This window comes from Levilactobacillus sp. FUA 3915 (genome assembly GCF_044053135.1).
Lineage (GTDB): Bacteria > Bacillota > Bacilli > Lactobacillales > Lactobacillaceae > Levilactobacillus > Levilactobacillus lanxiensis.
In genome coordinates this window covers 2,388,144-2,409,123 of record NZ_CP168704.1, presented here as the reverse complement: position 1 = coordinate 2,409,123, position 20,980 = coordinate 2,388,144, and the positions used below count along the sequence as shown (strand labels likewise).

Here is a 20,980-nt window from a genome sequence, read left to right as displayed (position 1 = left end):
ACTAATCTTCCTTATTCTGGTGAGGCGTTCCATCCACATCGCTCTCATGCTTCGGCGTATATTGCTGGGCCTCTTGAATTTCTTCACGAATCTCGGACATTTCCGTGTCCAACTTAAAGGCGGCCTCGGCTGCCCGTTGCAGGCGGTCGCTGAGTTCCTCTGGAAAGGCGCCCTGGTATTTGTAATTTAATGAATGCTCGATGGTGGCCCAAAAGTTCATGGCCAGCGTCCGCACCTGAATCTCGGCCAGAATCTTCTTCTCACCGGAGACCAGTTGAACCGGATATTCCACCACAATATGGTAAGACCGATAACCACTCGGCTTCTCATTATGGATGTAATCCCGTTCCTCCAGAATCGTCAGGTCGGTCCGCCGCCGTAACAGGTCGACGACTTGGTAAATGTCTTCCACAAACTGACACATGATCCGCAAGCCCGCAATGTCTTGCATATCCTGTTCCAGCCGTTCCTCGGCCACGTGGCGCCGGGACATCTTTTCCTTGATGCTGGGGACTGGCTTGACCCGACCCGTCACGAACTCAATCGGCGGCCGCTCATTTTTATTTTCAAATTGCTTGCGGATACCGCGGAGCTTCACCTTGAGCTCACTCACGGCCTGTTGATAGGGCAATAAAAATTGATCCCAGTTCGTTACCATAATGACTATCCCCCAACCTTAATTCCACGTCTACCCGATGATTTTCTCTCGGGTAAAACATGACTCATCTCTCGATTTTACCATATTTCCTCAGCAACCGAGAGTAATTACCTCATTAATTTGTTAAACATTTCACTTATCGTTTGACGAACGGACCGACTCCCTTTTACGAGGCGTTTAGCTTTACGTCCGCGCAAAAATGTTGCATGATAGGGTTGCGTTTTAAACGAACGGTCTTCACCTCAAACAAACGTTCCAATTGCTATTTTTTGAAATTTTGGTAATGTAGTGGTATTGTTACTTTTTGTTTGGCGACCCTTGCTGATTGCCAACTAGGACAGGTATAGGAGGAAGCAATGTGTTAGAAGTCTATTTGTTCGTCAACCCGCTCGGTGCGCGTTGTATGCGTTCTGAACGAAATATCATGCGGTTGGCCGATCATCTTAATAGCAAGGTGTCGTTCCAGTTTGTTCCGTTGCTTAACCAACAGATCATCGCGCAATCCCTCTCTTCGCGGCCAACGCTCACTGAGAGAAACGCGCGCTTCAACGTCACCTACCAAGCAATTTTGGCTTATAAGGCCGCCCTTTTCCAAGGTAAGCGTAAGGGGCGCAAGTTCCTGCTCAACATGCAGGATGCCGTTGTCAGTCAGCACCAAAGCTTTACGGAAGAACTGACTTTAGAAATGGCCAAGAAGTGCCACCTGGACCTCGACATGTTCACGGAAGACTGTCAATCCGATCTGGCGAAACAAGCCTTCAAGACGGATCAAAAGTTAGCGGCTGAAATGAAGATCGAACAATCCTCATCCGCTGTGATTTTTAACTGTGATGTTTCCGACTGTGGGTTGCTCTTAAACGACGTGACTTATGATGCCCTCTGCGACGTCTGTGAAAGCCAAGGCGTTGCCACGAAAGAAATGTTAATGGCTGAACCTAATTATCAAACTAATGAACAGGCGACTTCATTAATGCTGGGGAACAATCAACCCAACCTACGTGTGTTGTAGTTTCGTCGCTTGTTCAACTTAAAAACTGGCTTCGTAAAATCTGCGTGATTTTACGGAGCCATTTTTTTCGTGTGAGTGATTTCGGTCGGCACGTTGCGGGCAGGCCCTCTAAATTTTGACTGGCCTGGGGTGTTTCCAACTCACTAATCATCCGCTTAATTGTAAATGTTAGTGATACATTCCACTACCGAATTAGAATGCAATATGGTATGATTGACCCAACTATTTTGTTGAACTGAAGGGAAAACTTATGCGAACAGCTATCGTTACGGACACCGCCTCCTACCTCACCCCTGAACAGATCAAGCAATTTCATATCGTGGTCCTGCCCATCACCGTGATTTTAGGTGACCAGCAGTACGCCGAATCCAAGTTAAGTCTGAAGACGTTCTACGACTACCTGAAAACGGATCAGGAGCTGCCCACCACAGCACAGGTCTCCCTGGGCCAGATTGAAGAAGCCTATGACCGGCTGGCCGACGAGGGCTACGACGAGATTATCTCGATTCACCTGTCCAGTGGGATTACCTCGTTCATGAGCAACCTCAAGATGTTCTGCCGGACCTACACCAAGGCTCACATCTACCCGGTCGATTCCCTGGTCGCCAGTGCCGGCGAGGCCAACCTGTGCCTGTTAGCGGGCCAATTGGTCACTAACGGCAACGCAGCCGCCGACATCGTCCCCCAACTTGAGGACTTGCGCGATACCATGAACGTGTACTTTGCCGTGGACAACCTGAGCCACTTGGCCCGGACCGGTCGTCTCAGTAACCGTTCGGCCATCATCGGTAACCTGCTCAACATCAAGCCCCTCCTGACGTTCAACGACGAAGGTAAGATTATCGCCATTGGCAAGGAACGGACCATGAAGAAGGCCTTCCACTACATGACTGACAAGCTCCAGGAGACGTTGACCCAGGTCGATTATCCTCTGTTGGTCACGGTCATCAACGCCAACAACGCCGACCTAGCCGACGACTGGGACGCCGCGCTCACCGACCAATTTCCAGAGGTTCGCGTGGTCCAGAGCCAACTCGGCCCCGCCATCAGTGTCCACACGGGTGAAAAGACCATGGGCCTGATTTGGCAACGCGACTGGCAATCCTACTAAAATTAATCTGAATGCAACCCAAAAAGACTGATCACTGCCCAATTATGGGTGGGTGATCAGTCTCTTTTTATGCGCTATTTCTTTAATTCATGGGCCAGTTGGCTGAATTCAGCTAAGCGGTCATCAAACGTCTTAAATGCCGTCTGCAGGTAATCTGGCTGCGTCATGTCGACGCCGGCCTTCTTCATCACGTTCAGTGGCAAGTCGGAGCTCCCAGACTTCAGGTAGTTCAGATAAGCCTCGCGCTTGGCGTCATCCCCGCTCAACACGCGTTGGGCCAAGGTCGTTGCGGCCGCGAAACCAGTGGAATACTGGTAAACATAGTAGTTGTAGTAGAAATGCGGAATCCGCGTCCACTCGTCAGCAATTTGGGGATCAGACACGACCCCGTCACCGTAGTAACGCCGGTTCAGGTCGCCGTAGAATTTGCTCATGAAGTCGGCCGTCAGGGTCTCCCCGGCAGCGGCTTGCGTGTGAATGTAGTCTTCAAATTCAGCGAACTGGGTCTGCCGGTAAACGGTCCCCTTGAACCCATCCAGGTAGTGGTTCAACACGTAGGCGCGCACCTGGGGATCCGTTTGCGTCTTCAACAGGTAATCCGTTAAGAGATTTTCGTTCGTCGTCGAAGCAATTTCGGCCACAAAGATGGAGTAATCCCCGTATTGGTAGGGTTGGTTCGTCCGGGTGTAGTGGCTGTGCATGCTGTGACCCATTTCGTGGACCAGCGTGAACAGACTTTCCAGACTGTCCTGCCAGTTCAACAGGATGTACGGCTTGGTGTCGTACATCCCACCGGAATAGGCCCCTGTGCGCTTGCCTTCGTTTTCCACGACGTCAATCGCGCGGGTATCGAACATCTTCTGCACGTTGGCCACGTAATCGGGACCGAGCACGCTCAGCGCCTTCAAGGCTTCCTGTTGGGCTTCCTCGTAAGTGTAGCTCAGGCTAGGTTCCCCGGTGATTGGCGTGTACAGGTCGTACATATGCAGTTCAGGCAGGCCCAGGATTTCCTTACGTAGGTTCACGTACTGGTGCAGGGAATCCAGGTGGTCGTTGACCGTCTTGACCAGCGTGTCGTAAACCACGGCGGGCACGTTGTTGGCACTCATCGCAGCTTCACGGGCACTGGCATAGTGACGAACGTCAGCGTTGAAATTATGCGTTTTAACTTCGCTAGCCAGCGTAGAGGCAAAGGTATGCCGGAATTGTTGATAGACGCTGTACAGGGCCTTAAAGGCCTGTTCACGAACGGCTGGCGTGGTGGATTCCAACAGGACCCCATAGAGGCCTTCTGAGAGCCGGACGTCGTCACCCTTTTCATCTTGAACGACGGGAAACTTCAAGTCGGCATCGCTCAGCACGCTGTAGGTCTTCGATGAGGCGGCGAAGATATCGCTGGCCCCCGCCAAGAGCTTTTCTTCTTGGACGGACAGTGTGTGGGCCCGTTGTTGCCCTAAGACATCAAAGATGTGTTGATACACCGCTAATTTAGGCTCAGCATCGATCAGCTTTTGCAGGTCGGCTGGGTCCAAGGCCAAGACTTCTGGCTCGAACCAGGATGCCGCTGCCCCAACGGTTGCCAAGAGGCCTTCCGCCTGGCCCATCAAGGCTTGGGCGGCCGCATCGCCGGTGTCCTGATCATTCTTCAGGGAGGCGTAAACGTAAACGCGTTCTAACTGGCGTTCCAGGTCAAAGTTGGCCTTGGTCACTCGGTACAGATCGGCACCGCTCTGGGATAATTGCCCCTTCATGGCGGCCATCTTCGTCGCTTCGGCTTGGACGTCCTTCACGGCAGCTTGGTAAGCCGCGTCGTCGGGGTAAATCGTGGTTAAGTCCCAGGTCAGAGCCGTGGGAACTGCGGAACGTTTGGGAATTTGTTTCAAATTTCTCATCCTCCTTTAACATTGCATAGCAATATTTTACCACTTTCACCCGTGCCATTGGGAAATCAGCCCAAAACTTTCTCATCATTTTCTAACCATGCGGTATAATCTGCATCCCAATGCGGTTCCGAGATAATTTGCCAACCGGTCGCTGTACGTTTGACCAGGTCCGCTTGGATCAAATCGGCTAGTAAATCGTCGACGGCTTTCAAATAAGCCGCCTGTCCCGTAAACCGAACCGCCGTGACCTCGCCACCCACTAACTGAAAGGCGGTCCACGCTAAGCGCTCCAAAGTATCCGTCAGCACGTTTGACCGTTCAAACAGCCATGCCGCCAAAATGATGCGCCAAAGTAACAGCCCACGGCCAAAGATGGGCGCCGTAACTGCCACCGTCGCTAAGACCTGAGGAAACCCAGCCAGATGATGCCCCGTCAAATAAACCGCCGTCTGTAAGGGTTTTAGTGCGGCGGATGACCGGCGCAAATCACGGTCCAGTTCCCAGCGAAAACGTGCCAGATTCGGTTGGGCCCACCACAAACGGCGCTGCGACCCGGCCGACAAGTCAGTCACGTTCGTCAGCCAAACCGACTGGCACTGGTATTCACCGGTAATCGCCTGACAGATGTGATGGTCGACGCGTAGTTGGTGGCGGTCCACATCCCAGAACAACAGGCACAGTCCCCACCCGTTTAACCAGCTGGCAAAGCGGTCGATCAGGTGCCACCCCAATTTTTGCTTGGCGAACCGGCTCCCCAGTAACCAGAGTGGATACACGCCCAAGCCTTGATAGCCCAGCGTCCGTTCGGCGACCTCGTCACGATTGATGGGGCTACACTGAAATTCCAGGGCAATCGGCCGCGGCTGATGATCGACCCAACAGTCGGCCCGCTGAGCAATGCTGGGTAAGATTCGTTCCAAGGTAATGGCTCCCCAGGGCGCAAAGAACTCAGCCAATTGGCGTTTCCCCAACACGTGCTGGGCCGTCTCTCCTTCCCCCTTAACCGTGCACGGTGACTGCGGCCGGTGGGCAAAGTACGGCTGCACCCGCGTCCCATGGTGTAAGACCACCCGCTGCTGACACGCCGGACACACGTACGACCGCCCCCGCTCGGCATTCTTCGCATCCACCAACTGTTTTTCTCGAACCGCAATCAACATCAAACATCCCTCCTCACAGGTTAACTCCGTAAAGGATGGCCAAATGTTCGTGGGAAAATAAAAAAAATCCGAATCCTTGGAATGGGATTCGGATTGGAGATTTGTATTTTTAATAATTGTTAACACCAATACACGCCAATTAATTAACTATCCAGTAACCAATCAAGCCTGACCAGTGAAAACGGGCCTTGCCAAGCCAGTCTGAGTGACCAGAGGCGGGTCAACCTGAGCAGCTGTGTCGGTGGTCTTAGCTGAGTGATTTCCTCAGCTTAGACCACGGGACGACCTTGGAAACTTGCGATTCACAGCGAGGTTTCAAGGCGAGGCTCCAGACCGCTCCTCAGGCTGGTGCCGTTCCCCACAGCAGAGCAGGTTGAACCCGCCGCCGGGAACGCGTGACTAGCTCAGGCTGGAGCCGCGCCCCATAGCAGGACACCTTGAGCCCACCGGCGGGAACGACAAAACCAACCTGCGTTTTCACCATGCTTAGCGATTAGGCCTTGGCTGGGAAATGGGCGATGACTTGATAGATAGGACCCTTAGCCGAGAACTTTTGCTCGTACTCCGTCTGAATATCTTCCACGCCATCGGTAGCGGCGTGCAAATCAAGCCAAACGCCATCAAAGGCCATACCAAAGTTGTTCAAACTCCCTAAGGAATATTCAAACAAGCCACGGTTGTCGGTCTTGAACTGAACGGACCCTTCTGGTTGAAGGACGTCGGCGTAGTGGGCCAAGAAGACCGGTGACGTTAACCGACGCTTCTCGTGGCGCGTCTTAGGCCATGGATCAGAGAAATTCAGGTAAAGTCCCGCAACTTCCCCAGCGGCGAAGAACGTGTTGATGGATTCACCATCCGTGTGCACCAACTGGATGTTCGTCAGTTCACTGGCCACGACCTTTTTCAGGGCGGCCGCAATCACAGAAAATTGAATTTCAATCCCAATAAAGTTGTGGTCGGGGTGAGCTTTGGCCATTTCAACGATGAACTGACCCTTCCCGGTCCCAATTTCAACAAATAAGGGTTGGTTCTTCGGGAAGCGACTCTGCCAGTTGCCCTTCAAGGGTTCTGGTTCGGCCACCAATCGTTCGGTATGTTCGGCCACATAGTCCTTGGCCCATGGTTTATTACGTACACGCAATGTAAAATCCTCCTTGTTAGCACAACGGCGGGCGCGAGGTTTGTCCCCGCTCCCGCCGACGTTATTTAATCAGTTACTGACTCACGCGTCAGCTTTTCGAGTAAAATTAAATGTTGATTCATGATTTGAAAACGCTGTTGGTGGAAGCTCTCCGCGATAACGCTCAAGCAGTGCACCCGCGCATACCAGTTGACCCGTGCGGTCAGGTCCGGCGTTGTTGTCTCGCCATAATCCTGTAACCAGCGCTGCCACTCTTCCAGGGGCACGTACTCACAGAGCAGTGCGCCCAGGTCGAAGGCGGGATCAGCGAACGTGGCTGCATCCCAATCCACCAGGTAAAGCCGTTGGCGGTCGGATAACAACCAGTTCTTATGATTCAAATCACCATGACAAACTTCATAATGCGTCTTGGGCAGTTGCGGTTGCTCGTTTTGCAAGGTCGCAAAGGCTGATTGGATCAGCGGATGTTGGCGCAGGTCAGCGGCTAAGGCTGGCTGTAAGCGAGTTAACAACTGGGCGGGCGTGGTAAATCGTCCGCCGACTTTTAATAACATATCATGAAGCAGATGGGAATGATGGACCCGGTGGAGCAAGCGGGCAACCCGCTCTTCACGCATTTCACTGCGCCGTAATGTCCGGCCGTTTAACCATTCCTGGGCAGTCATGACGTCGCCCGTGGCCAAGCGTTTAGTCCAGACGAGCCGCGGCGTAATGCCCTCCATGGAGAGAGCCGCTAGAAACGGTGACGCGTTTTGTTTTAAGAACACCTTTTGTGACGCCTTGGTTCCCATGTACGCCGTGCCCGTATTACCGCCCAGCGGATACAGACTCCAGCCGTCACTAATATCTAGTGCCATGCGTGCCACCCCTCCTCGATTTGTCAGCTATTATTAATTCTATGGGGAAATGGCAGCCACGTCAAGCCTTATTTTTATCGGCACGCGCTAACCGTTGCGGCGTGTAGATTCTGGCAAGATACCAAACTTCGACAGCTTCGACCAGCAAGGTGATGCCCGCCGTTTCCAACTGCCGGTTGGCAATCACGACGACCACCCACAACAGGAGCGCCGCCGTACTGAGAATCAACGTGACCAATTTGACAAAACTCTTGAGCCGAAACTCTGGCAGAACGGGATAAACGTGCGTGAAGACCACGTCGTCGTACTGCTGGAAGAATGGCAGGAGCTGAAAACCAATCAGGTAGATGAACAGGGCCGCCAGAAAGACGGGCAACCACTGGCCCCGCACGAAGTACAGCAGGAGCATACCGATGACCGTCAGGCGAACGACCAACCCACTGAAATCGGTGCCCCGGACCATCCCACGGCTAAACAGGTACAGGTACGTTTGACTGTGCTTGGGTTTGATCCCGGTAAAGAGCCAGTCCAGGTAACGCCGCCGCTTGATGGTGCCCGAAACCATGGGGACCTCCGTAAAGAGATTGAAAAAGCGGTAAATTCCCAGCATCCGGTTGTCTTCAATCTTGATCTGCTCGCGCCAACGAATCTGTTGCTTTTGCCAATGTTGTTGGAACCAAACGGCCACTGCCCCGTCAACGACGAGAGCCAGCACCAAGGCCACGTAAGGTGTGACCCACAGGCCGCTAGCAATCACGATGATGGCCAGCAACCATTTGAATCCCCACTGGTTCATCCGGCGTTGCCCGGTCACCTGGTAGGCACTGGCCAGGTCCAACCGTAGAAGGCTATCCTTCAAGACGATTTGGGCCACCGCGAGGATCAGAATCTTAGCCACGGTCCAGTGCAGGGCCACGCTCAGAAATGGGGCCAGAATGAACAGCGTGATGACCTGCGTACACTGCGCCAGAAACTGGCTGTACCGCCGAGCGGCCACAAAGTAATCGTGCATCGCCCGCTCCTTTGGCAGGAGGAAGACGCGGTCGGCATCCTCAATCAGCGTTGCAAACCGGCCAATCTGAGCCACGATGACCAGTACCAATAGTGCCACCACCGGTGCCCACCACAGGCCCGGCTTTAATGATTTTAAAATGTTGGAGTAGCCCAATCCCAGGCCACCCATGAAGAACAGTAACGCAAAGACAAAGAAATCATTGAACACCAGCCGCAAATACTTGGCCATTTCCCGGAGATGGCGCTGCAGCCGGTTCTTGAATAAATCTCTCATGCGCGGTCGACCTTGGTCATCGACAGGTAAATATCATTCAGCGATTCCCCCGCTTCCGGAAGAGCGGCTTGCAATTCACTGAGAGTGCCTTCGGTCTTGACCTGGCCGTCGTGCAAGAGCACGAAGCGGTCACAGTACCGTTGGGCCGTGTCCAACACGTGGGTCGACATCAAGATGCTGGCCCCGGTCTTCTTACGGGCTTCGATTAAGTTTAAAAGGTCGTTGACGGCCAATGGGTCCAGGCCCAGGAAGGGTTCGTCAATGATGAACAGCTTGGCTTGGGTCAAAAAGGCACAGACGATCATGACCTTTTGCTTCATCCCCTTGGAGAAGTTGGCGGGGAACCAGTCAAGCTTGTTGTCTAATCGGAACGTCTTTAACAAGTCATGCGCCGTGACCCAGGCCTTCTCCTGGTCCAGATCATAGGCCATCATGGTCATTTCCAAATGTTCTCGCAACGTGAGCTCCTGATAGAGCACCGGCGTTTCGGGAATGTAAGCAATCTGTTGTTTGTAGGCTTGACTATCCTGATCGATAGTCACGCCGTTCAGACTGATTTTCCCTTTGTGGGGGGTCAGTAGGCCAATCACGTGATTAATCGTGGTCGACTTCCCGGCCCCGTTCAATCCAATGAGTCCAACTAATTCACCGTCTTTAACGTCAAAACTGATATCTTTTAAGACGGGAATTTGTGAGTAACCACCCACGACATGGCTGACTTCTAGTGCCATTATGCATCCCTTCATTTCCTTTGAATTAACCGCCCTATTATACCATACGTGGCCTTAGGGTTGCTTTTATCTTGTTGGCGGGGTGTGGCCTCAGACCCTTAGACCTTTGGCCCTTAAAGTCAAAAGATTAAGGATAGCTGACACTTGGCCGCCTGCGGCTTCCAGGTACTACGCCTGCTGTGGGGAACGGTTCCAGCCTGAGGAGCGGTCCTGCACCTCGCTTTGAAACCTCGCAAAAATCGCGAGTTTCCAAAGTCGTCCCGTGCTGTAGGCTGAGAAAGGCTCTCAGCCAACACCACCGACACAGCCGTCTCCGTACCTGGCTTCCTCCGGCTCTGATTGTGCGTTGTCCTTTCTTTTGGCTTGGGGCTTAGGGCTTAGGGTCAAGGTCAAGGGCGAGGCCCGCCCCGCCAACTCGTTAGGCGGAGGCCACGGATGGGATAATCGGTCAGCTTTTATTCGACATACTGTTGTCTCTGCTTCAATTAACTTATAGTTCCCTTCACCACTTTATGTTGTCTTGCGTGGGGAACCGCTGCTTGACGCCACTATTTCTCTACGAGAGTGCATCAACAGATTAGACAGCGACGAACCGCTTTCATCTGACGAACTGTTCCCACTTCGCTGCAAAGGCAATCACTAACACTCCGTCACTCCCCAGTCATCGCACACCTCAACCATATATACACCACACTCGGATGCCCCAACCCACACCAGCGTCAGCTTCGGACAGGACAACGGAGCCGGAGTCAGTCAGACCCGCCCCCCTGTGTCGGTGGTGTTAGCCCGAGCGATTTTTCTCGGGCTTACAGCACGGGATGCCTTTTGAGACCGGGCCTCAGGCTCAAAAGCAAGACTGAAGACCGTCCCTTGGCTTCAGTCGGTCCCCACAGGGGGGCGGGTCTGAACTGACGTAGGTGGAGTTGACCTGTCCGAAACGGGTCTGAACTGCCGTAGGTGGAGTTGCGGACCCCCAGGACGATAGTGTCAAGTGGAATTGAGTCGCGTGGGATGACATGGGTGGTGTATAATGAGGGAAATCGAAGTGAAAGAAGGAGTTTTCATGGATCAAATGACCCTAGAACCACACTACGCTGACGACTGTATCTTTTGTAAAATCTTAACCGGGGACATCCCCAGCTACACCGTTTACGAAGACAACATCGTCAAGGCATTTCTGGATATCTCGCAAGGGACGCCCGGCCACACGTTGGTGATTCCGAAGACCCACGTTCAAGATATCTTTGCTTACGACGCCGACCTCGCTGCCGCCGTCTTCTCCCGGATTCCTAAGATTGCGCGCGCCGTTAAGGCTTCCGACCCGGCCATCACCGGGATGAACATTTTAAACAATAATGGGAAAGTGGCTTACCAATCCGTTTTCCACTCCCACATTCACCTGGTTCCTCGTTACACCGACCAGGATGACTTCAAGATGATCTTCAAAGACAACTCCGGCAATTACACCCCCGCCGACTACGCTGCGATTCAAGAAAAAATCAAAGCACAATTGGAGGGCTAATTATGGGACTTGGTCGTTTTCTAACGGGCACCACCCTCGCTGTCGGCGTTGGTTTGGCAGCCTACCTAACCCTCACGAAGCAGGACCCCCTCACCTGGGGCAAAAATGTCAAACAACAGGCGCAGCACACGGCCGCACAAATTGACGACATTCGTCAAGCCAAGGACCGCGTGGCACAACGCGCAACCGGATTGACGGCAGCCCTGACCGCTGCCCAACCCGTTTTGGATGACATTCAGACCGACGTCGATAAGTTTGCCTTTAAGATTGCCCCGCGGGTATCAGCGATTCAAGAAATTTTGGATGAACACGCTGGCGAGTAATTTTGAACTTTTTGTAAAGCTTTGCCGACCTTTTTCGGTTTGCCACTATTTGTGTTATGATGTTTGAGTATGGTGCTTGCACCAATTTTGATGAATGGATGTGTTGAGGAATATGAAGAAATGGTTTATCGCCTTCGCTGGCTTGTTACTGACTGTAACGCTTGCCGGTTGCGGCAGCCAAACCGTTGCCACCACTAACGGTGGTAAGATTACCGAAAGTGCGTACTACAGCAGTTTAAAGGGTACCTCTTCTGGTAAGCAAGTCTTGCAACAAATGATTTTGAACAAGGTCTTGGAAAAGCAATACGGTAGCAAGGTCAGCAAGTCTGCTGTTACCAAGCAATTCAACACCTACAAATCACAATACGGTTCATCATTCAAGAGCGTTCTTTCCCAAAGTGGGATGACGGAATCCAGCTTAAAGACTGAAATCCGTTCGAACTTACTTTTGAAGGAAGCCGTTAAGGATAACGTGACGGTTAGTGACGCGCAACTCAAGAAGCAATTCAAGAGTTACCAACCAAAGGTCACTGTTGCCCACATCTTAGTATCTAAGAAGTCCACTGCTAACACGGTTATCAGCGACTTAAAGGGTACCAAGAAGAGCAACTTGACTAGCGAATTCACGAAGTTAGCTAAGAAGTACTCCACTGATACGGCTACCAAGAACAAGGGTGGTAAGTTGAGTGCCTTCGATAGCACCGACACTTCCCTGGACTCAACCTTTAAGAAGGCTGCCTTCAAGTTATCAACTGACGAATACACCGCTACGCCTGTTAAGACGCAATACGGTTACCACGTCATCTTGATGTTGAAGAACCCTGGTAAGGGCACGATCAACGAACACAAGGCTGAATTGAAGAAGCAAATCATTGACAACGACATGAACGATAGCACCGTTCTGCACAACGTGGTTGCCAAGGTCTTGAAGAAGGGTAACGTTTCTATCAAGGATAGTGACTTGAAGAACATCCTTTCCGACTACCTCTCAACTAGCTCAAGTTCTAAGACGTCATCATCAGCTTCATCTAAATAATTAAACATTTCCGTTTGGGGCACCGATCATTTGGTCGGCGCCCTTTTTGTCTGCCGTAACCACTTAAAAAGGACGCCGCCAGTCTCCCGTGAGAGATTGACAACGCCCTATTTGGCATTAGCCTTCAGTTGGTGGTTGCGGCGTGGTGCTGGATGGCCGGTAGAACCGACGACCGTCCATGGCGAAGACCCGTTCGGAGAATTCACCGGGTTCCGTGTGGGCCACGACCGTGTCGAGCATCATGATGGAGGCATCGAGTTCGTCCAATTGATGCAAGACGTCCGCCTCTCGCAAGGCTGGTCGCACCGGTGAGCCATATTCGAGCAAGCCGTGGTGACTGAGAATCATGTGCCGGAGCAGCAGCACATCTTCGGCTTGTGGATCAAGTTTCAGCGTGTCACAGGCCCGGACCAGTTCCCCATCGATTAACACGATGTGCCCGACCAGGTTGCCGGCCAGCGTGTAGACCGTCGACTTGGGCCCGGACAGTTCAATCGTCTTGCCCAGGTCATGCAGGATGGCCCCGGCGAATAGCAGCGGTGCGTTCAGGTCTGAATACTGCTTCACGACCGCGTGCGCTAATTTCAAAATAGAAATCGTGTGGTACGCCAAGCCACCTTGGAACGCGTGGTGATTACTCTTGGCCGCCGGGTACGTGTAAAATTTATCCGCGTACTCCGCAATCAACTTGCGCACAAGCCGATTCCAGGTTGGCTGCGTGATTTCAAAAATGGTCTGGGTGATGTACTCTTCCATCTCTGCTCGCGTCATCGGCGCCTGTTCAATGAAGGCGTTGGGGTCGCTGGGTTCGCCTGGATGGGTCAAGCGCAGATGGAAAATCTTGATCTGCGGATGCGTTTGATAATTCTCGCGCTTCCCCTGTAGATGCACGACCCGTCCGGCAACATAGTTTTCCGTGTCGTCCGGTGAGGCGTCCCAGTATTTGCCAGAAATTTCACCCGACTGGTCCTCGAAGACCAGTGCAATGTATTGCTTCCCGTTCTTGGCCGTGCGGACGTCCGCCGACTTCAGGAGGACGAAGAGGTCAACGGCTTCGTCGACCCCATAGTCCATTAGTTGTTTCGTTGCCGCCATATGTGTCCCTCCTAGTCATTTAACCGAATTAAGTTTCCCGTGTTTAACCGTTCAACGGCCGTATCTGCCGTCAAGAAAATAATTTGAACGGTCTGACTGATTTCCGCCAATAAGGCGTACGCGGCTTGGCGCCGGTCCGCATCAAAGTTGACGAACCCGTCGTCAATCAGCAACGGCATGGCAACCTGTTGCTGCATGACGATGGCAAATGCCAGTTTCACGGCCAAATCTAGCTGTTCCGCGGTCCCCCGGGAAAGCTGACCGACGTTGCGCCATGCCCCGTCGGCCCGCCGTACCCGTAAAGTCGTCGCGGTCAGTTCAATTTCAGTATACCGGTTTTCCGTTAATTTGCCATATAATTTGCTGGCCTGGGCCACAATTTGTGGGAGCCGGTCGCCGGAAGCCGCGGCCAAGGTTGCACTGATCCATTGACTGGTCAGGCGTTGCACCAGCCATTCCTGGGTCGTAGCCACCATTTGCGTTTCCAAATTAGCCAGGCGCTGGCGCAACGTGGCCTGGGTCCCGCTGGCTGTTAAATGGGCCAGTTGCCCGGCCAAAGTCGCCAACTGCGTCGTGGCTTGGTCCAGTGTCTGCTGCAGCTGGGCCTGTTGCGTTTGTGCCTGTTGCACGGATTGGGTCAGTGACGCCTGATCAGCGACTTTCTGCAAGGCTGCCAGGTTGGCCGGCCCAATTTGCTGGGCCAGCGTTGTCCGTTGTTGCGCCTGGTTTTGTCGTTCGCGTTGGGCTTGGTAGCGGTCATAAAAGGCCGCGACACTCCGCAGATTCCGCGTACTCAGGAAGGTGGCCAGCGCGTGACTGGCCTCGTCCGCGGCGCGTTGATCCGCGCGGAGGCGCTCCGTCAGACTGGCCAGCTCACCCGATTGGGTCTGACTGGCCTGTTGGCGCGCCTGTAGATCAGCCAGTTGCGTGGCGACCGTGGCAAAATCGCTGGTCGCCAGTGAGGGTAAGACCTGGCCAACTGCTGTGAGAAAATCCGCAATCGTCTGCTTGGCCTTAGCCAGTTGGGCGCCCTGCTCTTCCATTTGCCGAGATAAGCGTTCCCACTCCGCAATGGCAGTCTGGGCGGCCGACCACTGGGCTAACGGCACGTTGCCCAGGCCGTGGGCTTCGCCAATAACGTCCAATTGCGTGGTCAGGTCATCGACGAGGTGGCCCCCCTCGCGCAGTTGCGCCTGGTTGTCACGAATGTCAGCCGTTAAATCCTCCAGCTCCCGACTAGCCGGCGTGCTGCTGTCGACCTGAAAGACGCCGTAATAGCCGACGGCGACCCCACATAGGGCCCCCACCAGCTTGAACAGTGTCCCTGGCAAGAGCAGTGAACCCACCAGGACCACCAATCCCACGGCCAACCAGATCAGTTGCTTGTCGGCCAGCGGGTTGCGTTGCTGCTGGCGGGTCGGCTGTTGTTGCTGGTAGCGTTCATTCAGCTGATTGAGATGCTGCTGGATACGCCGGCGCTTTTGATTGGCGGTGGTCAGGCGTTCCTGCAGGTCCTTGACTTGCTGCAGGGTCGTCAGTGAAAATGGCCGCGGCATCTGCCCGCCGACCGCGTACTGGGTTTCCAGGGCCGTCGACCGTTGCTGGAGGTCACGTTGCTGCGTGGCTAACTGCTGTTGCGTCTGGGCCGCCTGTTGTACGGCCGGCAGTTGCGTCAGTAACGGATCGACCTGGGCCGCGACCGGTAAGTATTCCTGAAACAACGGCGGCAATTGCGCCGTTTGCTGAAGGTCCTGGACCCGTTGTTGATCAGCGGTCAGGGCCTTTTCCGTTGCCGTGACCTGCCCGCGTAATTGTTCGAGCTGCGTGGCATCATCGGCGCTAAAGCCACTCGGGACGGGCTGATCGGCCAGTTGACCGAGTCGCTGCCATTCCGCAAACGCCGGCCAACTGGCCGCCTGCTGCGTCAGCTGGACCGTAACTTGGCGTTGCTGCGCCAGTTGGTCCTGCGTTTGGGCCTGCTGCTGACGCAGATCCTGTTGTTCCTGTAACAATTGCCAGTAAGTCCCATAGGCCGCATCTGCCTTGGCTAATTTGTCCGTCAGCTCGCGGTGGGCCTGTAATTGTTGATTCAAAATGGGATTGCGGCCCTGTGGCTTGTAGCGGCTATCCGCTTGCTGGTCCAATTGGTGGGCCTGTGTTAGCCAAAAATCACTGCCGACCGCGCCCACGTGCCGCAGACGGTCGATCAGCTCCTGTTTGGAGGCCGCGAAGACCTGGCCGAGTCGCGGCTCGTTGATGGCATAAACGCTGGTAAACAGTTGTTGGTCCACCGGCGCTAGCAGACCAGCCAGGTTGTTGGCCGGCAACGCCAGATCCGTGGTGTCATTGTGTAGTGTGACCTTGCCACCGTGGGGCCCCGCCGTCCGGGTGACGGTGTAGGTGACGTCCGCCTGAACGAACTGAATTTCGCCGCCGAAACGACTGCCGTCCAGCGGTTCGTAACGTAGCTCGGGATGCTTCTTGGTCGGGAAGCCAAAGAGGATGGCCGTGATGAATTGGGTCAGGGTCGACTTACCGGCCTCGTTGGGGCCCACCAGAAAGTTGAGACCGTCCGTCAAGTCAAAGGTCCGGTCGTGAAAATGGCCGAAGCCGTAAATCGTCAAACGCTTAAGCTTCATCGTGTGCCTCCTCTCCCATCAATTCTGCCAAAAGTTGCTCGGCCTGCTCGTGGACTTGTGTGGCCGTGTCGGGCTGAGCAAACCACTCGGCTAGGGCCGGGTCCTGGGCTAATTTGCCAAAGGTTGTTTGTAGATTATCTGCGGTAAAGATTGTCGCCGCCCCCTGCTCCCAGTAGGCTTGATCCAACTGGGGCGCGACTGGTTGGGCTTGATTGGTCGCAAGTTTGACACCAATCAAATAACGCTGGGCGGCCTTCAACTGGCGGGCGTGGGTCCGCTGATATAAGGCCAGCCATTCGCCATTTTTGAAACTGGTCAAATCGGCCCCGGTCAGTGCCGCACCACTCACGGTTACCGCGGTCAACGTGGCTTGCGTAGCGGTGTTGGCGGTGAGCCAGGTCGTCAGGTCGGTCGTCAGCTGGGGCAAATTAGTGGCCGTCGACGATAACGCGGCGGCCTCCCAGAGAATTTCGGCGGTCGGGAAGAATTCCGGCACCAATTTACCGGCTTGACTGGTCACCAGGTAGGCGCCCTTCTCCCCCGTCTCATTGATGCTGCGCCCCTGGGTGTTGCCGGCGTACAGAATTGGTGGCTGTTCCGCCAGAAATTGCCGATGGTGAATGTGGCCCAACGCCCAGTAATCATAGCGTTTAGCCAACAAGTCGGCCACGTGAAACGGGGCGTAATGGTCGCTGGTTCCCGTGGCCACGGCACCGTGTAGCATGCCAATGTGCCACTTGGTTTCAGCGTGGGCCGGGAAATCGGCCACCTGATCCGTGGGTACCCATCGCTCGGGGTAGCTGAAACCACTCACCGCCACGGTCTCGCCCGAAGCCAGCGTCAATGTGTGCGTAGTGACATTGGGCCCCAAAACCGTCACATTGGCCGGATAGTTCACGGTCTGGTGCTGGTCGGCCAAGTAATCATGATTCCCAAAACTAATAATGACCGGAATATGGTGATCGTTTAAACGGTCAAATTGTTGAAAAAGATAGGCCTGCGCCGCCACGCTTTGTTCTGCGCGGTCAAACAGGTCCCCCGCAAGTAAAACAAAGTCGACCTGCTCGGCGATGGCCCGGTCAAAGACCCGCGTCGCCGCCGTAAAAGTTGATTGCCGCACGGTCGTCAGTAAGCTACTGGGGAGGGTCGTCAATCCCAGAAAGGGACTATCTAAATGTAAATCAGCTGCGTGGATAAATTTCATGTGTTTCCTCCCGGTTAACTGGGTCGAACAAAAAATCGTCGGCGCACCGACCTCCCAAAGTGAGTGGTTGCGCCGACGATTGACTGATGCTTAACCCGCGTAAATATCTTGAATGGGTTGCGTAATCGTTTTGTTTAATTGGTTCAACATGGAGTTCACACCGCGTTCGGCTTCCATTAAGTTCTTAATGGCGTCGATCTTGCCAACTTGGTCGGCAACCTCACGGGCATGCTTCATTTCATCGTCCGTTAATTGTTGACCAGCCATTTGCTTTTGTTGCAAGTCCAGTTGAATCTTTTGAAAGTCCTTGAACAGCTTGTAGGTGTCGGCGTCTGCCTTCATCTCGTTAAATGCCGTTTGCAGGGCTTTGAATTGATCTGAATCTTTGAGAGCTTGGGTCACTTGTTCGCCCAACTCTACCATCTTGTCAGCCATTACGTTTCCTCCTCAGTGGGCGTGACGCCCATTTACAATACAGATTCTATTGTAACATGTTAGGCGCTTTCATCCCACCCACATTTGGCTAATTCACGATGGAATTCCACCATGACTTCACCGTATTGGCGGCGTCGCTGAAGGACTTGCCGGCGTTATCGATGCCCTTTTGCACAGAATCCCAAACGTCACTGCCGTCACTGGAACTGCTGCCATTGTTTTCGGCCTTGGCAATCGTCGAGGCATCCTTGGTGTTGAAGGCAGTGCCCTTCGTATTCGGCAGGATGCTCTGCATTTCGGCTTGGTAAAGCGGTCCTTCACCGGTGCCGCTGACGTTTTCCAAATGGTGCTTGCTGCTGGTGTTGTCAAAGCCTTCCCAGGTGGCCACGACCACGTCCGGCGTATAGCCGACGATCCATTTGTCCCGGGTCGCATCGGAGTCACCATCGGCTTCGGTGCTCCCAGTCTTCCCGGCAATCGTGTACCCGTAAGGTTTGGCACTGACCCCGGTCCCGTAGTTGAAGACGCCCATCATCATGCTGGTCATTTGCTTGGCCGTCTTGCTGGACATGACTTTAGTCTTCTTAGCCGCGGAATCCGACGTATCCACGACCACATTACCGGACGCATCGACAATCTTGCGAATGTAGTGGGCCGAGGACATGGTCCCGTTGTTGGCGAAGGCCGTGTAGGCTTGAGCCAACTGCTGCGGGGACACCCCAGTCTTCAAGCCACCCAACGCCAGCGCCAGGTTCTTATCGGACTTGCTGACAGGGAGCCCAAACTTCTTCACGGAGTCATACCCCTTGTCCACGCCAATCTTGTTCAGTAACCAGACGGCCGGCGCGTTCTTACTCTGCGCAAGTGCCTGATACATTGGCACCTTGCCGCTGTACTGGTTGCCGTAGTTGTGTGGTGAATACTTGTTGGTTCCATAGGACTGTTTCTTATCGGTCAATTCAGAATCATAGTAGTACCCATTTTCCAAGGCTGGCGTGTAAACGGCCAGCGGCTTGATGGTTGACCCGGGTTGGCGCCGCATCTGCGTGGCCCGGTTGTAACCCCGGAACACGTGCTGGCCCCGACCGCCGACGACGGCCTCAACCCCGCCAGTGTTGGGGTCAATCGCGATGCTAGCGGCCTGGACCTTGGTCCCATCACTAGCGTTGGCTGGGAAATAGCTTGGATTCTTGAAGAGCGTCTGCATTTGCGACTGGTTGGCCTGATCCAAGGACGTGTAGATCTTATACCCCTTGTTCATGATCTCCGACTCGGTCAACCCATACTTGCTAACGGCCTCATTGATAACGGCATCGAAGTAATACGGGTACTTATAACTATTCTTGTAGTTATAGGTGTCGCTGGTGGTTAACGCGGTCGCCTGATACTGCTTGGCCTGGGCGCTCGAAATGCTGCCGGTGTCCGCCATCAGTCCCAGAACCACGTTTCGCCGTGCCCGGGAAGCTTGGGGATGGTCGACGGGGTTGTAGCCACTCGGTGACGTCAACATCCCCGCCAAAACAGCCGATTCGGGTACGGTCAAACTGGCCGCTGACTTGCCAAAGTAGCGTTTGGCAGCGTCCTGAACACCCCAGACCCCGTTGCCAAAGTAAGCATTGTTCAAATACATTGAGAGAATGTCTTTTTTGCTATAAACATTTTCAACCTCAATGGAGAGAAACAGTTCCTTAAACTTCCGGGTGAACGTTTGCTCCTGCGTCAGGTAGGCGTTCTTCACCAGTTGCTGGGTCAACGTACTCCCCCCACCACTAATGTAGCCGCGCCGAAGCACTTTATTCTTGGCGAACAGATAGAAGGCCCGGGCATATCCCTTGAAGGAAAACCCGTACTCCTTGTAAAAATTACGGTCTTCGGTCGAGATCACCGCGCTCTGAACGTTGGGTGAAATTTTCTTCAACGGTACGTAGGTTCCCTTCTGTGAATACAGGGTCCCCGCCTTATTATTTTTACGGTCATAAATCTGCGTTGGATTTTCCAGTGCAGCCTTTAGATCACCAACGTTGGCAGTCTTGGCCATAAAGGTCAGGTAGCCGCTCCCCACCAAGATGATGGTTAGAAAAATCACGATTAACCAACGTGTCAGCTGGAATCGCCGCCAGAAGCGTTTGAAGCGAGCTCTGAAGCCCGACCAAAAATTCTGATTAGGTTCTTGGTTATTCATAAAATAGCCTCTTCTTATCTCAATTGTAATAGACCTATTTTAGCATAGTCCAGCCAATCAGCCGACATTCAGGTGAATCTTTAGCAAGCTTTAAATTAGCTTAACCGACTCAGCGCAACAAAAAAGCGGCACTCAGCCGACAAACTCGACCGGTACCGCACGTTTCATTTCTAATTTAGTGAACAATTTCGGGATTCATTTCACCGGCGATTTCATCATGTAGTTTTTCAGCAATCTCGGCGTTCGGACTAATGATGAAGATGGTGTCATGTCCCGCCAAGGTGCCGGCAATCTCTGGCATGTTCAGATCATCAAAGATGGCGGCCAGCAGGTTCCCGTTACTCGGCAACGTTTTCAAAATGTTGACGAATTCTACCCGAGTTAAGCCCGTAACCACTTCGTTAATCGTTTCCCGCAAATGTTCTTCTTCACTTCGGTTACCCGCCTTGAAGATGGTGTAACGCAAATGGCCGTGCCCGTCTTGGGCCTTAACAATTTGCATTTCCCGGATATCCCGCGAGATGGTGGCCTGAGTCGCCTGAATACCCACCTCTTCCAGGTGTTCCATTAATTCTTCTTGAGTCCCAATGGGATACTGATTGATGAGTTGCTCGATGCGCGCTTGGCGAATACTTTTTTTCATGGCGACGACCCTCCCGCATAAAATTGCATTAAGTATAACAAAGGATGCGGAATTTAGCCACAT

Annotated in this window: 18 protein-coding genes; 5 read left to right on the top strand and 13 right to left on the bottom strand. The window is 53.5% G+C overall.

Going from position 1 to position 20,980, the window contains the following annotated elements:
• Position 1: 1 nt before the first annotated feature.
• Positions 2–658 carry a GTP pyrophosphokinase gene (locus ACEPST_RS11170; protein WP_125763147.1) on the bottom strand — a complete coding sequence of 219 codons (657 nt, stop codon included), beginning with the start codon at positions 656–658 and terminating at the stop codon, positions 2–4.
• Positions 659–1,016: 358 nt separating this feature from the next.
• Between ACEPST_RS11170 and ACEPST_RS11165 the strand changes: the two genes are divergently transcribed.
• The gene (locus tag ACEPST_RS11165; protein ID WP_204121799.1) at positions 1,017–1,667 is read left to right on the top strand and encodes a DsbA family protein; all 651 of its coding nucleotides are present in this window, start codon (positions 1,017–1,019) and stop codon (positions 1,665–1,667) included.
• Positions 1,668–1,917: 250 nt separating this feature from the next.
• Positions 1,918–2,778 carry a DegV family protein gene (locus tag ACEPST_RS11160; protein ID WP_204121800.1) on the top strand — a complete coding sequence of 287 codons (861 nt, stop codon included), beginning with the start codon at positions 1,918–1,920 and terminating at the stop codon, positions 2,776–2,778.
• A gap of 74 nt (positions 2,779–2,852) precedes the next feature.
• On the opposite strand, the gene pepF is transcribed toward ACEPST_RS11160, so the two are convergent.
• The 6 genes from pepF to ACEPST_RS11130 all read right to left on the bottom strand — a co-directional run bounded on the left by pepF (position 2,853) and on the right by ACEPST_RS11130 (position 9,838).
• A complete protein-coding gene (gene pepF / locus ACEPST_RS11155) occupies positions 2,853–4,670 on the bottom strand; it encodes an oligoendopeptidase F (protein WP_204121801.1) in 1,818 nt (605 codons plus the stop codon).
• 56 nt (positions 4,671–4,726) lie between these two features.
• Positions 4,727–5,821, bottom strand: a complete 1,095-nt coding sequence (locus ACEPST_RS11150) for a competence protein CoiA (RefSeq protein WP_204121802.1) — start codon at positions 5,819–5,821, stop codon at positions 4,727–4,729.
• Between the two features lie 493 nt (positions 5,822–6,314).
• On the bottom strand, positions 6,315–6,962 hold the full coding sequence (trmB, locus tag ACEPST_RS11145) for a tRNA (guanosine(46)-N7)-methyltransferase TrmB (RefSeq protein ID WP_395390825.1): 648 nt from the start codon (positions 6,960–6,962) through the stop codon (positions 6,315–6,317).
• 65 nt (positions 6,963–7,027) lie between these two features.
• Entirely contained in the window at positions 7,028–7,819 is a 792-nt protein-coding gene (locus ACEPST_RS11140) for a phosphotransferase family protein (protein WP_125763159.1), read from the bottom strand.
• Between the two features lie 61 nt (positions 7,820–7,880).
• Entirely contained in the window at positions 7,881–9,107 is a 1,227-nt protein-coding gene (locus ACEPST_RS11135; RefSeq protein WP_204121804.1) for an ABC transporter permease, read from the bottom strand.
• Positions 9,104–9,838 carry an ABC transporter ATP-binding protein gene (locus tag ACEPST_RS11130; protein ID WP_203645969.1) on the bottom strand — a complete coding sequence of 245 codons (735 nt, stop codon included), beginning with the start codon at positions 9,836–9,838 and terminating at the stop codon, positions 9,104–9,106. The genes ACEPST_RS11135 and ACEPST_RS11130 overlap by 4 nt, the downstream gene beginning before the upstream one ends.
• Positions 9,839–10,901: 1,063 nt before the next feature.
• On the opposite strand from ACEPST_RS11130, the gene ACEPST_RS11125 reads away from it, so the two are divergent.
• The 3 genes from ACEPST_RS11125 (at position 10,902) to ACEPST_RS11115 (ending at position 12,719) form a co-directional block, all read left to right on the top strand.
• Positions 10,902–11,360, top strand: coding sequence for an HIT family protein (locus ACEPST_RS11125; protein ID WP_203637228.1), 459 nt, complete (start codon positions 10,902–10,904; stop codon positions 11,358–11,360).
• A gap of 2 nt (positions 11,361–11,362) precedes the next feature.
• On the top strand, positions 11,363–11,683 hold the full coding sequence (locus ACEPST_RS11120; RefSeq protein WP_125763167.1) for a hypothetical protein: 321 nt from the start codon (positions 11,363–11,365) through the stop codon (positions 11,681–11,683).
• 112 nt (positions 11,684–11,795) lie between these two features.
• Positions 11,796–12,719: a peptidylprolyl isomerase PrsA gene (locus tag ACEPST_RS11115; protein ID WP_204121805.1), complete on the top strand. Its 924-nt coding sequence runs from the start codon at positions 11,796–11,798 to the stop codon at positions 12,717–12,719.
• Positions 12,720–12,836: 117 nt separating this feature from the next.
• Here ACEPST_RS11115 and ACEPST_RS11110 read toward each other — a convergent pair whose 3' ends face one another.
• From ACEPST_RS11110 to ACEPST_RS11085, 6 genes are all read right to left on the bottom strand, one after another.
• Positions 12,837–13,814 carry a 3'-5' exoribonuclease YhaM family protein gene (locus ACEPST_RS11110; protein ID WP_204121806.1) on the bottom strand — a complete coding sequence of 326 codons (978 nt, stop codon included), beginning with the start codon at positions 13,812–13,814 and terminating at the stop codon, positions 12,837–12,839.
• Positions 13,815–13,825: 11 nt separating this feature from the next.
• Positions 13,826–16,453 (bottom strand): ATP-binding protein, encoded by a 2,628-nt coding sequence (locus tag ACEPST_RS11105; protein WP_204121807.1) that lies wholly within the window; start codon positions 16,451–16,453, stop codon positions 13,826–13,828.
• Positions 16,443–17,657, bottom strand: coding sequence for a metallophosphoesterase family protein (locus ACEPST_RS11100; protein ID WP_204121808.1), 1,215 nt, complete (start codon positions 17,655–17,657; stop codon positions 16,443–16,445). Before ACEPST_RS11100 ends, ACEPST_RS11105 begins: the two co-directional genes overlap by 11 nt.
• Before the next feature lie 90 nt (positions 17,658–17,747).
• Positions 17,748–18,092 (bottom strand): YlbF family regulator, encoded by a 345-nt coding sequence (locus ACEPST_RS11095; protein WP_204121809.1) that lies wholly within the window; start codon positions 18,090–18,092, stop codon positions 17,748–17,750.
• A gap of 88 nt (positions 18,093–18,180) precedes the next feature.
• Positions 18,181–20,274: a PBP1A family penicillin-binding protein gene (locus tag ACEPST_RS11090; protein WP_204121810.1), complete on the bottom strand. Its 2,094-nt coding sequence runs from the start codon at positions 20,272–20,274 to the stop codon at positions 18,181–18,183.
• Positions 20,275–20,449: 175 nt separating this feature from the next.
• Positions 20,450–20,917 carry an arginine repressor gene (locus tag ACEPST_RS11085; RefSeq protein ID WP_125763180.1) on the bottom strand — a complete coding sequence of 156 codons (468 nt, stop codon included), beginning with the start codon at positions 20,915–20,917 and terminating at the stop codon, positions 20,450–20,452.
• Between the last annotated feature and the right edge of the window lie 63 nt (positions 20,918–20,980).

Excerpts from the sequence above, each read along its gene's own strand:
- ACEPST_RS11170 (WP_125763147.1), bottom strand. The coding sequence starts at position 658 with ATGGTAACGAACTGGGATCAATTTTTATTGCCCTATCAACAGGCCGTG.
- ACEPST_RS11160 (WP_204121800.1), top strand. The coding sequence starts at position 1,918 with ATGCGAACAGCTATCGTTACGGACACCGCCTCCTACCTCACCCCTGAA.
- pepF (WP_204121801.1), bottom strand. The coding sequence starts at position 4,670 with ATGAGAAATTTGAAACAAATTCCCAAACGTTCCGCAGTTCCCACGGCT.
- ACEPST_RS11150 (WP_204121802.1), bottom strand. The coding sequence starts at position 5,821 with ATGTTGATTGCGGTTCGAGAAAAACAGTTGGTGGATGCGAAGAATGCC.
- ACEPST_RS11140 (WP_125763159.1), bottom strand. The coding sequence starts at position 7,819 with ATGGCACTAGATATTAGTGACGGCTGGAGTCTGTATCCGCTGGGCGGT.
- ACEPST_RS11135 (WP_204121804.1), bottom strand. The coding sequence starts at position 9,107 with ATGAGAGATTTATTCAAGAACCGGCTGCAGCGCCATCTCCGGGAAATG.
- ACEPST_RS11130 (WP_203645969.1), bottom strand. The coding sequence starts at position 9,838 with ATGGCACTAGAAGTCAGCCATGTCGTGGGTGGTTACTCACAAATTCCC.
- ACEPST_RS11125 (WP_203637228.1), top strand. The coding sequence starts at position 10,902 with ATGGATCAAATGACCCTAGAACCACACTACGCTGACGACTGTATCTTT.
- ACEPST_RS11120 (WP_125763167.1), top strand. The coding sequence starts at position 11,363 with ATGGGACTTGGTCGTTTTCTAACGGGCACCACCCTCGCTGTCGGCGTT.
- ACEPST_RS11115 (WP_204121805.1), top strand. The coding sequence starts at position 11,796 with ATGAAGAAATGGTTTATCGCCTTCGCTGGCTTGTTACTGACTGTAACG.
- ACEPST_RS11110 (WP_204121806.1), bottom strand. The coding sequence starts at position 13,814 with ATGGCGGCAACGAAACAACTAATGGACTATGGGGTCGACGAAGCCGTT.
- ACEPST_RS11105 (WP_204121807.1), bottom strand. The coding sequence starts at position 16,453 with ATGAAGCTTAAGCGTTTGACGATTTACGGCTTCGGCCATTTTCACGAC.
- ACEPST_RS11100 (WP_204121808.1), bottom strand. The coding sequence starts at position 17,657 with ATGAAATTTATCCACGCAGCTGATTTACATTTAGATAGTCCCTTTCTG.
- ACEPST_RS11095 (WP_204121809.1), bottom strand. The coding sequence starts at position 18,092 with ATGGCTGACAAGATGGTAGAGTTGGGCGAACAAGTGACCCAAGCTCTC.
- ACEPST_RS11090 (WP_204121810.1), bottom strand. The coding sequence starts at position 20,274 with ATGAATAACCAAGAACCTAATCAGAATTTTTGGTCGGGCTTCAGAGCT.
- ACEPST_RS11085 (WP_125763180.1), bottom strand. The coding sequence starts at position 20,917 with ATGAAAAAAAGTATTCGCCAAGCGCGCATCGAGCAACTCATCAATCAG.